The 12,792-nt window shown below is 45.6% G+C and carries 13 protein-coding genes; 8 read left to right on the plus strand and 5 right to left on the minus strand.

Annotated features, from left to right (window positions below; all coding sequences use genetic code 11):
• Positions 1-1,233: 1,233 nt before the first annotated feature.
• The gene (locus L4D78_RS24000; RefSeq protein WP_428459175.1) at positions 1,234-1,536 is read right to left on the minus strand and encodes a DUF3301 domain-containing protein; all 303 of its coding nucleotides are present in this window, start codon (positions 1,534-1,536) and stop codon (positions 1,234-1,236) included.
• Between the two features lie 18 nt (positions 1,537-1,554).
• On the minus strand, positions 1,555-2,607 hold the full coding sequence (locus L4D78_RS24005) for a DUF3549 family protein (RefSeq protein WP_428469269.1): 1,053 nt from the start codon (positions 2,605-2,607) through the stop codon (positions 1,555-1,557).
• 95 nt (positions 2,608-2,702) lie between these two features.
• Here L4D78_RS24005 and L4D78_RS24010 point away from each other — a divergent pair, with 95 nt between their 5' ends.
• The 3 genes from L4D78_RS24010 to L4D78_RS24020 all read left to right on the plus strand — a co-directional run bounded on the left by L4D78_RS24010 (position 2,703) and on the right by L4D78_RS24020 (position 4,322).
• Positions 2,703-3,023: a YqcC family protein gene (locus tag L4D78_RS24010; protein ID WP_428459173.1), complete on the plus strand. Its 321-nt coding sequence runs from the start codon at positions 2,703-2,705 to the stop codon at positions 3,021-3,023.
• A gap of 5 nt (positions 3,024-3,028) precedes the next feature.
• Complete coding sequence (gene truC / locus L4D78_RS24015; protein ID WP_428469270.1) at positions 3,029-3,775, plus strand: tRNA pseudouridine(65) synthase TruC; 747 nt, start codon at positions 3,029-3,031, stop codon at positions 3,773-3,775.
• A gap of 85 nt (positions 3,776-3,860) precedes the next feature.
• Complete coding sequence (locus L4D78_RS24020; RefSeq protein ID WP_428469271.1) at positions 3,861-4,322, plus strand: flavodoxin; 462 nt, start codon at positions 3,861-3,863, stop codon at positions 4,320-4,322.
• A 48-nt stretch (positions 4,323-4,370) separates the two neighbouring features.
• Here the strand turns inward: L4D78_RS24020 and L4D78_RS24025 are convergent, their stop codons facing one another.
• The 3 genes from L4D78_RS24025 to map form a co-directional block, all read right to left on the minus strand.
• On the minus strand, positions 4,371-4,751 hold the full coding sequence (locus L4D78_RS24025; protein ID WP_428469272.1) for a DUF3461 family protein: 381 nt from the start codon (positions 4,749-4,751) through the stop codon (positions 4,371-4,373).
• A 72-nt stretch (positions 4,752-4,823) separates the two neighbouring features.
• Positions 4,824-7,442 carry a bifunctional uridylyltransferase/uridylyl-removing protein GlnD gene (gene glnD, locus L4D78_RS24030; protein ID WP_428469273.1) on the minus strand — a complete coding sequence of 873 codons (2,619 nt, stop codon included), beginning with the start codon at positions 7,440-7,442 and terminating at the stop codon, positions 4,824-4,826.
• Between the two features lie 113 nt (positions 7,443-7,555).
• On the minus strand, positions 7,556-8,383 hold the full coding sequence (gene map / locus L4D78_RS24035) for a type I methionyl aminopeptidase (RefSeq protein ID WP_428469274.1): 828 nt from the start codon (positions 8,381-8,383) through the stop codon (positions 7,556-7,558).
• A gap of 325 nt (positions 8,384-8,708) precedes the next feature.
• Between map and rpsB the strand changes: the two genes are divergently transcribed.
• The 5 genes from rpsB (at position 8,709) to uppS (ending at position 12,672) form a co-directional block, all read left to right on the plus strand.
• Positions 8,709-9,437: a 30S ribosomal protein S2 gene (gene rpsB / locus L4D78_RS24040; RefSeq protein ID WP_428469275.1), complete on the plus strand. Its 729-nt coding sequence runs from the start codon at positions 8,709-8,711 to the stop codon at positions 9,435-9,437.
• 110 nt (positions 9,438-9,547) lie between these two features.
• Complete coding sequence (gene tsf / locus L4D78_RS24045; protein ID WP_428469276.1) at positions 9,548-10,396, plus strand: translation elongation factor Ts; 849 nt, start codon at positions 9,548-9,550, stop codon at positions 10,394-10,396.
• A gap of 91 nt (positions 10,397-10,487) precedes the next feature.
• Entirely contained in the window at positions 10,488-11,216 is a 729-nt protein-coding gene (gene pyrH / locus L4D78_RS24050; RefSeq protein WP_428459165.1) for a UMP kinase, read from the plus strand.
• A gap of 57 nt (positions 11,217-11,273) precedes the next feature.
• A complete protein-coding gene (gene frr, locus L4D78_RS24055; RefSeq protein WP_428469277.1) occupies positions 11,274-11,831 on the plus strand; it encodes a ribosome recycling factor in 558 nt (185 codons plus the stop codon).
• Positions 11,832-11,907: 76 nt separating this feature from the next.
• Positions 11,908-12,672, plus strand: coding sequence for an undecaprenyl pyrophosphate synthase (gene uppS, locus L4D78_RS24060; protein ID WP_428469278.1), 765 nt, complete (start codon positions 11,908-11,910; stop codon positions 12,670-12,672).
• Positions 12,673-12,792: the final 120 nt, after the last annotated feature.

The raw sequence follows: 12,792 nt of genomic DNA on the forward strand, positions 1-12,792 counted from the left end.
TATCGTAAGAAAAAAGCGTAATCTGCGTAATCTTATTGGTGTCGGAAGGAACTGACGGAACGGAACAGGAAAAAGCCACGGAGTGGTAGTCTTAGGATGAGACCGGTGTACTAGGATGGTATATCGAACATGGACTGTGAAGGGATAGCCTAGGATAGGCAAAACAGTAAGCAGGATGTTTACTGGTCAGGATGACAAAAGGATCACTTCAGGACGAAGTTAGGGACACCTCCAGGACGGATGATGAGAATCAGGACAGGATGTGCTGATGGGTCAGGAAGGCCGAAGGACAACTTCAGGATGAAGTCAAAAGGACAATGCTGACGGATTACAGCAGTCAACGGAATGATGCAGGGAGCACCATAGTAGCGGGATTGCTGCACGTAAGACCTAAGGGCGCAACGCAAGTTGCGCCCGCTCTTTTTTCGGCCTCGCTTGTTTCTGCTTCAACTACCCAGTTCGCCCCCTTTATCTCCAACGCGTTATTCCAGAACCACTCAAACTTACACACCAGCCATACCTCGTTGTATTTGAATTTTTATTTCTACCTCTACCTCTACCATACGCCTATCTGGCTGTTAGCTTACCGCATGGTTTTCAGCTTTAATCGCACTAGCTTGTGAGAGATCTCTTACAACAGCGTGGGATAAATCCGGTTCTACAATCAGATATAATCATTCGATTAAGTGTAACTTGTTGATTTTATAACTATTGGCATGGTTGTGGTTGAATAACTATTTTATTACAGCGGATAAAGTTGTTTTGAGTGGGTTCATTCTTTTAGTCAAAAGCGTAATCTTATTGGTGTCGGAAGGAACTGACGGAACGGAACAGGAAAAAGCCACGGAGTGGTAGTCTTAGGATGAGACCGGTGTACTAGGATGGTATATCGAACATGGACTGTGAAGGGATAGCCTCGGATAGGCAAAACAGTAAGCAGGATGTTTACTGGTCAGGATGACAAAAGGATCACTTCAGGACGAAGTTAGGGACACCTCCAGGATTGGATGATGAGAATCAGGACAGGATGTGCTGATGGGTCAGGAAGGCCGAAGGACAACTTCTGGACGAAGAATTAAAGGAATTTGCTGACGGATTACAGCAGTTCAATGGATTGATGCAGGGAGCACCGTAGTAGCGGGATTGCTGCAAGTAAGACCTAAGGGCGCAACGCAAGTTGCGCCCGTTCTTTTATGGGCGCAATTTGTTATAAGAGCAACTTGGGCTTAGCCGTTAATCAGGCATCCGATGAGGTGGTACATTAAATGCGACGGGTCTAAACCCTTTCATAACGACATGCCCTTGATAAGCATCTTGCCCATCCGCTGAAAACTCGAACCAATACAACGTGTGCCAGCACCAGTTTCCATCCTTATCACGCAGTTTGTGCGAGCCTCGGGCTGTATTCAAAAGCTGTAAACCAAGCCGCTCACACCGCAAGTTTATAAACTGCTGTGCCAGCTCGGTTTGTCGGCGTTGCTGCCAAAATAAATAACCGAGCAGTGTTAGCCCTAAAATCCCCAGTAAATTATCCATAATATATACCGTAATCCTTTATGGTTGCTGGCTTCGAGTTTGCTGTTGTAACTTGGCAATGGCTTCAACAAGCGCAGGGTTTGCTTGGCTGTGCAGTACTTGCAGCATGATCCCCCTTAGAATAGGTAGCATCACCAAATCAGAAAATAGTTGGTTAAACAGGGTTTGATCGCCTGTTTCAGCTAAGCGTAACAGGAACAGGCCTGCTGTCTCGGTAGTTGCTAAGCCATTCCAACAGCGTCCTGCAATAGCCACCATCACTTCTGGATGGCACAGCGCAGGTCGAGCTAATACGCGCTCTAGCGTTTGGCCAAGCAATGCATTGTTTGCACCTGATAGCGAACGTAGTAGTGCGCTGACGAGGAAGAGATCGACTTCTTCTGCGGCTATTTCAGTCTCAATACGCTCGGCAATGCGAGAAGATAAACTATCGGGTAGTTCGCAATGCTCTAGGCAACCGAGCAGGGCATATAATGGTGTTAGCGGAAGGTGGTTGAGTGACTTGCGAAGTAGTGTCGTGTTGTTCGCTTGCTTCATTCGTGCACAAACATCAGCCAATCCTTGAAGACCAATACCTTGCCATTTATCCCAGCCGAGTTCTCCGCTTAAAAAGTGCTGCGCATGTTCATAGTAATGGCTGGCAGATAGTGATAACTCTTGGCGGATCTGGGCGTGGAAAATTGCCATTTTGTCATCATTGGGTTTAAAGGTGTAAGGGTTTGCTGCGAGCTTTTCCTGTTCTTCTTCGGTTGGCGTGGTGTTAAGTGTTGCGCCCATCGCTTCAATGACATATTTGATGAAGTCGCCAACAGCAGCCTGCTTTAGAAGGCCACGCTCGTCGAGTGGTAAGCGCAAGAACCAAATCCATGGTGGGGTATTTTCCTGCCAAAACGAGATGGAGAGATTAGCATGTTGCTGCAATGGCCATGGATAGGGCTGGCGGTTGTCTTCAACGGCCTTGAATTGTTCGACGTCGATCTCAGCTACGCGGCGGCCAAGGTCAAAAATTTTATAATGACAGCCAGCATTGTCTAATAGTTGGGTGAGGGTATGAAAATTATCCATGGACATCTTTGATTACTCCTAAATGGTTTTTTGATTATATGGACTCTGGGTGCGAGATGGTATCCTTGCGCGCCTGAATTCATCGAGCTGGGAGTAAAAAGGTGAATAAGTACCTTTATTGCCAACAATTGTTGGTGAAACTGCAACAGACTATGCAACAACAGCAGCTATGGGAAACAACGGAACCAAGTGCGCAGGCGTTAGCCAGTGTTGAACCATTTGCGATTGATACCTTATCGTGTGCCCAGTGGTTACAGTGGATTTTTATTCCTAAAATGAATCAACTTGTTCAGCTGGGGTTGCCGTTGCCAACTCAATTTGAGATCGCTCCATACGTGGAAGAAGCGATGAAAGAAATTGTAGGGGGCGATGCCGTTATAACGGTGTGTCATGAATTCGATAATTTAATGAAAGCGAAGTGAGTGCAATGGAACTCGAAATTTTATTCCAAGATGAATATTTAGTGGCGGTGAATAAGCCCGCGGGTATGTTAGTGCACCGTTCTTGGCTTGATAGCCATGAAACACAATTTGTGATGCAAACCCTGCGTGATCAGATTGGTCAGCATGTTTTCCCTTTGCACCGCCTTGACCGTCCTACTTCTGGTGTGCTGATTTTTGGTTTATCCAGCGAAATTGCGGCACAGATGATGCCACTGTTTGCTGGTCGTGATATTCATAAAACTTACCATGCCGTCGTGCGTGGTTGGATTAAAGAAGCGGCGGTATTGGATTATCCGTTGAAGAAAGAGTTAGATAAAATCGCCGATAAAAATGCGAGTGAAGAGCAAGAAGCGCAAGAGGCGGTTACTGCTTATCAGCCGTTGGCGACGGTGGAAACCAATATTCCGGTTGGGCGCTATAATACCAGTCGTTACTGCTTGGTAGAAATGAAGCCAGAAACAGGCCGCAAGCACCAGTTACGTCGTCATATGCACCATTTAAGCCATCATATTATTGGTGATGTTAACCATGGTGACGGTCGCCATAATCGTATGTTCCGTGAAAATTATGATTGCCACCGTTTGATGCTACATGCATCGCGTTTGCAGTTTGAGCACCCAGTTACTGGGGAAGCTTTAGATATTCGAGCAACGGTGGATGAGCCTTGGCTACGGGTGATGGATGCTTTTGAGTGGGATAATGTATTGATGAGTCCTGATAAAAAACAATAAATTTGCATCAAACCGTATCAACGGCCACAGTTATTATTAGTTGGTTAACTAAATTGCTTAATCGCACAAAGGATGGTGTTGCATTATGGCTAAAATAGGTGTGTTTGTTGGTTCGGTATTTGGTGGTGCTGAAGAAGTTGCCGAGGACGTTACGCGGTATTTAACTGAGGTTGGGCATCAAACGCAGCTATTTATTGAGCCAACGTTAGAAGAATTTCTGGCTTATCAACGCGATCTCATTTTAGTGATCACCTCGACCACAGGACAGGGGGAAATCCCCGATACTCTGCTTCCGCTTTATCAGGCACTCAATGATACTTTTCCGCTAATGCCACAATTACGCTACGGGATCATTGCCTTGGGTGACTCCAGTTATGGCGAAGATCGGTTTTGTGGTGGCGGGCGGCAATTTGATGAATTATTGCAACAATTACAGGCTAAGCCATTAGCAGAGCGCTTAGATGTGGATGCCTGTGTTCATTTTGATGCGCTGGAAGTCGCAATGCCTTGGGTAGTCGGTTGGACGAAGTTGGCGGATGCGGCTTAACAGTGACAGAGGAGCCCAGTGCAGGGCTCTTCTCTAATTAGGTTTCGATCACTTTAATTTATCCAGATCAGCTTCGATCTCGGCGATCTTATGGGTTACGACTTGTTCTAAATGACGTAAATCACCCAATATTTTTTTCTTAATATCAACATCACTGTGTTTACGATTAGTAATTTGGTCGAGCTCATCAATGATAAACGTTAAGCTACGGTTGATTTCAGTTACTTCCTTGTATTCACGGCTGCCGCTGTTTACCACGACAGTCTTTCGTTGGCGGGGAAATTTAAACTTCACGCTTTTGGCGAATAGCTCCCCTTTTTGCTTAGTAAAATAGATCTTTAGAATGTCGTTTGTCGCTTCTTGGCGAAGGCTGTAACGTTCAATACTTTCTGGCTTTTCAATGCCGATACTGGTGAGGTTTGGGTACATACAGGCCTCATAAGGTTATTGGTTTCACTATATTGGAGAAGCAGAGGTGTTTAGCCTCTGCTTAACGTTTTATTATTTTTTCTCTAGCTGAGTAAACAAAGCCTCTTTTAACTGTGCTTGCTGCTCTTCGGTAAGTTGTGCGCCTTCTTGGTTGGTGACAATGAAGAAATCTTCTGCGCGTTCACCAATAGTGGTAATTTTAGCAGCCTGTAGGCTGATATTTTGCCGTGCAAAGACAGCGCTAATCCGAGCCAATAGGCCTGGCATATCCAGTGCAACAAGTTCAATCATGGTTTTCTTACCAGACTTGGTTGGCAAAAAGTGCACCTGAGTTTTTACATTAAAATGCTGTAGTTTGTGTGGTGATCTTTTTTTCTTGCGGTCTGACTTCAGGTGGGTCAGGGCGCTGACTAATGCGCGGCGTACGGTATTATGCCGATTCTCATTGAGTGCTTTACCGCTAGGATCAAGCACCATGAAGGTATCAAGAGCGTAACCGTCTTTGCTTGTCATAACCTGGGCATCATGTACGCTTAAGTTCTTCTTATCGAGCTCTGAAACCACAAGTGCGAACAGCTTGGTTTTATCCTTACAATACACAAATACTTCAGTACCGCCGCGTGTTGGTTTCTTGCTGAGCAAGATCAGCGGCTTTTCATGATCGTCATGATTAAGGATAGCCTCTGCATGCCAAGCAATTTGCTTGTGGGTATGGCGTAAGAAGTAATCTGCTTTGAAGCGTTGCCACAGTACTTCAATGTCACGCGGGGCAAAATTTTGACTGCGTAATAGGGCTGAAGCCATTTGTTGATTATGGCGGATTCGCTCACGTACATCTGGTGGATTTTCCAGCCCTCGTCGTAACGCTTTTTGGGTGGAGTAATAGAGTTCGGCCAGTAGAGTGCGTTTCCAACTGTTCCATAACTCTTGGTTCGTGGCACAAATATCGGCTACGGTAAGGCAGATAAGGTGGTCAAGGCGCTCTTCATCACGAACGGTTTTGGCAAATTCCGTGACGACTTCAGGGTCATATATATCACGACGCTGAGCGGTTACCGACATCAACAAATGCTGGTTCACTAACCATTTCACTAAATTGGCTTCTGGTTTTGATAGCCCATGCTGGATACAGAAATCGTAGGCATCGACACCGCCTAATTCGGAGTGATCGCCACCACGGCCCTTAGCGATATCATGGAACATCGCGGCAAGGATCAAAATTTCTTTTTTGGCTATTCGCGGGTAGGCCTCGCAACAAATAGGGTGCCGCTCGCGATTTTCTGGATCGTTAAATTTATTGAGGTTCTTTAAGACCCTGACGGAATGTTCATCAACGGTGTATACATGGAAAAGGTCGAATTGCATTTGCCCGACTATCTGGCTCCACTGGGGCAGGTAGGCGGAAAGCACCCCGTGGCGATGCATTAGGCGAAAGGCTTTCTGCAAGCAGTTCGTCTGGCGAACCAGCTCCATGAACTTATCTCGCGCTTCTGGAATATCGATAAGAAACCGGTTAAGCCGTCGGCGAGCAGTACGCAGTTGGCGTAATGTTGGTGCGGCAATGCCTTCGATATCTGAGTTGCGGGCGATGTGCAGGAACATGTCCAAAATTGTTTCAGGGCGTGCTTGAAAAAGAGCAGGCTTGGTGGCTTCAATTAAATGGCCCCTAAGCTGAAAATCCTCATCAAGCAGGGTCGGGGCTAGCACTGTATCTTGGGGTAATATTGCTTGGTCGAAAAGCTGCAGTAGCATTTTGTTCAATTCGGCGACCCGGCGCAAAGTGCGGTAGAAATCTTTCATCATCATTTCTACCGCTCGATTTCCTTCACCGGTATAACCGAGCAGCTCTGCGACAGAAGCTTGATGGCCAAAGGTAAGGCGGTTGTCGTAGCGGCGTAATTCACAATGCAAGGCAAAGCGGATCCGCCATAATGAATCTTGGCATTCCACGAGCTCACGGTATTCGGCATCGGTTAGGAAGCCAAATCGACTCATTTCGAGCAGGCTGGTGGCACCAAAATGGCGGCGGGCTACCCAACTAAGGGTGTGAATATCACGTAGACCGCCAGGGCTCGATTTTATGTCAGGCTCAAGATTGTAGGTGGTATCGTGATAGCGGGCATGGCGTGTTTTTTGTTCATTGAGCTTTGCTTGATAAAACTGCTCACTTGGCCAAAAATGACCGGCATTAATTTGTTCTTCCAACTGTTGGAAGAGATCACTGTTTCCACATAACCAGCGTGATTCTTGTAGATTGGTCGCGACGGTGAGATCTTCCATGCCGATTTGAATGCAGTCGGCTATGGTTCGGACGCTGTGGCCAATATCTAATTTGAGATCCCACAAGAGGGTGATAAAGGCACTGACTGTTGCTCCGGTCGCGTCGTCGAGTTGTCCTTCACTTAATATTAAGATGTCGACATCAGACAATGGGTGTAATTCACCACGGCCGTATCCACCAACGGCAATTAAGGCCAGCTCTGGTTTGTTAAATAAACCAAAGTGCTCCCATAAACGTTTGAGCAAATTATCAATGTAATGTGAGCGCGCCTCAACCAAGGTGGTTATTGGAGCGTGCTCAAGAAATTGCTGTTTTTGTTGCGCTGTAAAGTGCTCAAGTTCTTGACGCAAATATTCCGGTGAAAAGGCATCGGCCGTATCGGATGCTGGAATGAAGGAAGAGTCTGTCATTGCCGTCCATGCATGTTGTGGAGTCTTGTATTAACATTATCACGGATATTATGATAAATCTTGGATACAAAAAAACCGACCTAAGGTCGGTTTTTTTATTATTAAAGGGTGCTTTAGTTATGCATGACGCGCGGGATAGTTTCGTCTTCGCGCAATGTTAGCACTTCACAACCGGTTTCAGTCACAAGCAGGGTGTGTTCCCACTGTGCTGATTTTTTGCCATCAACGGTGTACACCGTCCAACCATCGCTATCATCGACATCACAGCCAAACTTGCCAGCATTGATCATCGGCTCGATGGTGAAACACATACCGGCTTTGAGTACGGTACGATCGTTGTTCTTATAGTGAACGACTTGCGGTTCTTCATGGAATTCGTTACCGATGCCGTGACCGCAGAAATCTTTTACAATCGAGAAACGGCTGTTGCCATTTTTGATGAATTTTTGGATCGCTGTACCAATTTCACCAAGTTTTGTACCTGGTTTCACTTTTTTCATCGCTAGGTACAAGCTTTCTTGGGCAATTCGACATAAGCGTTTGTCTTCGAGTGACACTTCGCCAACTTCAAACATCTTCGAAGTATCACCATGGTAACCATCTTTGATCACTGTGATATCGATGTTAACGATGTCGCCGTCTTTCAAAACCGCGGGCTTATTGTATTTACCGTTAACGGCTACATCTTGCTCAGCAGGGATACCGTGGCAGATCACATGGTTAATCGACGTACAGATTGATTTCGGGAAACCATGATAATTAAGCGGTGCAGGAATCGCACCTTGCTCAGTAGTAATGTATTCGTGACAGATACGGTCGAGTTCTTCAGTCGTTACGCCCGCTTTTACGTGCGGCTCGATCATCTCAAGTACGTTGGCAGCTAAACGACCTGCAACGCGCATTTTTTCAATTTCATCAGCCGTTTTGATCTTGATGCTCATTCAATCTTCTCTGCATTGACTGTTTTCTATTCTTTACATGTTAACAGTGAGGGAGCTTGATGGAAACCAAGTTTAGGCTGGTTAGTAACATTTAAACTGGATTTCGTTTGCTAAAATATGGTATAAAGCGCGCCGTAATTGGGTAATTCGATCTCGATTTGGTTATTCAGATTACACTTAAACTTTATTATTAATCACTCACACATATCGGCACATCTTCCGGGGTGCTCAAACAATCTTTCGCGAGATTGTAACGTCAATGGGCGTTTTATTGGGTCGGTCAAGATGGGATATGTGGACGCCTAACCCCATAGAGGATTATTCAATGGCAACTGTATCAATGCGCGACATGCTTAAGGCTGGTGTTCACTTCGGTCACCAAACTCGTTACTGGAACCCAAAAATGAAGCCATTCATCTTTGGTGCTCGTAACAAGGTACATATCATCAACCTTGAGAAAACTGTACCAATGTTTAACGACGCTCTAGCAGAAATCAACAAGATTGCTGCTCGTAAGGGTAAAGTTCTTTTTGTTGGTACTAAGCGTGCAGCCAGCGAATCTATCAAAGAAGCTGCAGTTAACTGTGACCAGTACTACGTAAACAACCGTTGGTTGGGTGGTATGCTGACTAACTGGAAAACTGTTCGTCAGTCAATCAAGCGTCTAAAAGATCTTGAAGTTCAGTCTACAGACGGAACTTTCGACAAGCTAACCAAGAAAGAAGCGCTAATGCGTACTCGTGAAATGGAAAAGCTTGAAAAATCTCTTGGCGGTATCAAGAACATGGCTGGTCTACCAGACGCTATGTTCGTAATCGATGCTGATCACGAACACATTGCAATTAAAGAAGCTAACAACCTGGGTATCCCAGTATTTGCTGTTGTAGATACTAACTCTAACCCAGACGGTGTTGATTTCGTTGTTCCTGGTAACGATGATGCAATCCGTTCTATCCAGCTATACACTGGTGCTGTTGCTCAAACTGTTACTGAAGCTCGCAACCAAGATATCGTTGTTCAAGCTGAACAAGACGGTTTCGTAGAAGCTGAATAATAACCGGCTCATTGAGCTTCTTAAGTTACCTTGTGTAAACTAAGTATGGTTACCAGGGGCCTATTTCGGCCCCTGATTTTTATATTCGTATTTAAACTGAGGATATAACGATGGCAACAGTTACAGCTGCCCTAGTTAAAGAACTGCGCGAACGTACTGGCGCAGGCATGATGGAATGTAAAAAAGCGCTTGTTGAAGCGAACGCTGATATTGAACTAGCGATCGAAAACATGCGTAAGAGCGGTGCTGCTAAGGCTGCTAAAAAAGCAGGTAACGTTGCTGCTGAAGGTACAATCCTAATCAAAGACGCTAACGGCGTTGCTGCTCTTCTAGAAGTTAACTGCCAAACTGACTTCGTTGCTAAAGATGTAAACTTCCTAGCATTCGCTAACGAAGTTCTTGACGTAGCTCTAGCTGAGCGTCTAGAAGACATCGCAGCACTTCAAGCTAAGTTTGAAGACGCGCGTATCGCTCTAGTAGCTAAAATCGGTGAGAACATCTCTATCCGTCGCATTCAGTTCATCGAAGGCGAGAACGTTGCTTCTTACCGTCACGGCGACCGTATCGGTGTTGTTGTTGCTGGTAACGGCGATGCAGAAGTAATGAAGCACGTTGCTATGCACGTTGCTGCTTCTAAGCCTGAGTTCGTTACGCCTGAAGACGTACCGGCTGAAGTTGTAGAGAAAGAAAAAGCAATCCAAGTAGCTATCGCTGTTGAATCTGGCAAGCCACAAGAGATCGCAGAGAAAATGGTTGTTGGCCGCATGAAGAAATTCACCGGCGAAGTTTCTCTAACTGGTCAAGCATTCATCATGGACCCATCTCAAACTGTTGGTCAAATGCTGAAAGCTAAAGGTGCTGCAGTAACTAACTTCGTTCGTTTAGAAGTTGGCGAAGGTATCGAGAAAGCTCAAGAAATGAGCTTTGCTGAAGAAGTAGCAGCAGTACAGAAGGGTTAATCCTTCTTGCTAAGAACTCCAAAGACCGTAGCCAAGGCTGCGGTCTTTTTACAACTCCATATCTCTATTTGTAAGCCTGGAAGGTAAACTAATGACCACGAATCCTAAACCGAGTTATCAACGAATTCTGCTTAAACTTAGCGGAGAAGCGCTACAGGGCGATGAAGGTTTTGGTATTGACGCGCAAGTTCTTGACCGTATGGCTCAGGAAATCAAAGAACTTATTGAACTAGGCGTTCAAGTTGGCCTTGTTATCGGTGGTGGTAACTTGTTCCGTGGTGCAGGCCTTGCAGAAGCAGGTATGAACCGAGTTGTGGGCGACCACATGGGTATGCTAGCGACCGTGATGAACGGTTTGGCAATGCGTGATGCACTACACCGTGCCTATGTGAACGCTCGAGTGATGTCTGCAATCCCTCTAAACGGCGTGTGTGATAACTACAACTGGGCTGACGCTATTAGCCAGTTGCGTCAAGGCCGTGTTGTAATTTTCTCTGCCGGTACTGGTAACCCATTCTTCACAACAGATTCAGCGGCATGTCTACGTGGTATTGAAATTGAAGCAGATGTGGTACTAAAAGCAACGAAAGTTGACGGTGTGTTCACAGATGATCCAGTTAAAAACCCTGATGCTGTTCTTTGTGATAAGCTGGGCTACAATGATGTTCTTGAAAAAGAACTGAAAGTGATGGACTTAGCTGCATTTACCCTTGCTCGTGACCACAGTATGCCTATCCGTGTTTTCAACATGAATAAGCCAGGCGCTCTTCGCCGTGTGGTAATGGGTGAGCAAGAAGGCACTCTGATCACTAACGACTAATTTTCATAGGGGGCTTAAGTGCCCGCTATAGTGACCGAATAATCAAGGATATTAATCGTGATTGATGCAATTAAACAAGATGCGCAAGAGCGCATGGGTAAAAGCGTTGAAGCGCTAAAAAATCAACTAGCTAAGATTCGTACTGGTCGTGCGCACCCAAGCTTGTTAGATACTATTTACGTTGAATACTACGGTGCAAACACACCACTGAAGCAACTTGCAAACGTTGTTGCTGAAGATTCACGTACGCTAGCAATTACTGTTTTCGATAAAGAGCTAACGCCAAAAATCGAAAAAGCGATCATGATGTCTGATCTGGGTCTTAATCCAATGTCAGCGGGTACTGTGATCCGTGTTCCACTTCCTCCACTAACGGAAGAGCGTCGCCGCGATCTTGTTAAGATTGTACGTGCTGAAGCAGAGCAGGGCCGTGTTGCCATTCGTAACATTCGCCGTGATGCGAACGCTGATGTTAAAAGCCTTCTGAAAGACAAAGATATTTCTGAAGACGATGATCGTCGCGCACAAGACGAAATCCAGAAATTGACAGATCTTGCTGTAAAAAATATTGATTCTGTTTTAGAAGTCAAAGAAAAAGAGTTGATGGAAGTTTAATCGACTTTCTAGCTCAACTTGATCAGGTTTTAGGGCGCTGTGCGTGCAGCACAGCGTTTTTTTTTGAGGGAGATGTATGGCAGAGCATGCAATCGATACTGCACTTTTTGCTGAGAGTTTACCCAAGCATATTGCCGTCATTATGGACGGGAATGGGCGCTGGGCGAAAGCAAAGGGCAAGGCTCGAGTGTTTGGCCATAAGGCTGGCGTAGAAGCTGTACGCAAAACTGTCTCGACAGCAAATCGCTTTGGGATCAAGGTCGTCACTTTATTCGCTTTTAGTAGTGAAAATTGGCGCCGTCCAGAGGAAGAGGTTTCTGTGTTGATGGAGCTATTCATGGTCGTGTTAGGTCGTGAAGTAAAACGTCTTCATAAGAACAATATTCGACTTCGAATTATTGGTGACACCACTCGATTTAGCGAGCGTTTACAACGGAAAATTGTAGAAGCCGAAGCCCTAACAGAGCACAACACTGGTATGGTGCTTAATGTTGCTGCTAACTATGGTGGTCAATGGGATATTCTACAGGCGGCGAAGCGTTTAGCTCACCAGGTTGCTGACAGCGGTTTAACCGCTGAAGATATTACCGAAGACATGTTAGCCGATGGTTTATCAACGGCAGGTCTGCCTGATGTTGATTTGCTTATTCGTACGAGTGGCGAATGCCGGATCAGTAATTTTATGCTGTGGCAAGCAGCTTACGCTGAATTGTACTTTACAGAGCAGCACTGGCCTGATTTTGATGAAGCCAGTTTTGCGAATGCCGTAGCATGGTTTGTGAACCGAGAACGCCGCTTTGGTTGTACTGGTGAACAGCTACAAGCTTTCATTGAGCAGTAATCGGCAGTTGGCACCGAGTGTCTAATTGTGGTTTATCTTTAGGGCATCTGACATTTGGTTTTGATGCCTTTTTTACTGGTTGCCAGTATGGCAACACTAGGCTGGAATAAACCTTCTAGC

The organism is Photobacterium minamisatsumaniensis, assembly GCF_050336695.1.
Classification (GTDB): domain Bacteria; phylum Pseudomonadota; class Gammaproteobacteria; order Enterobacterales; family Vibrionaceae; genus Photobacterium; species Photobacterium minamisatsumaniensis.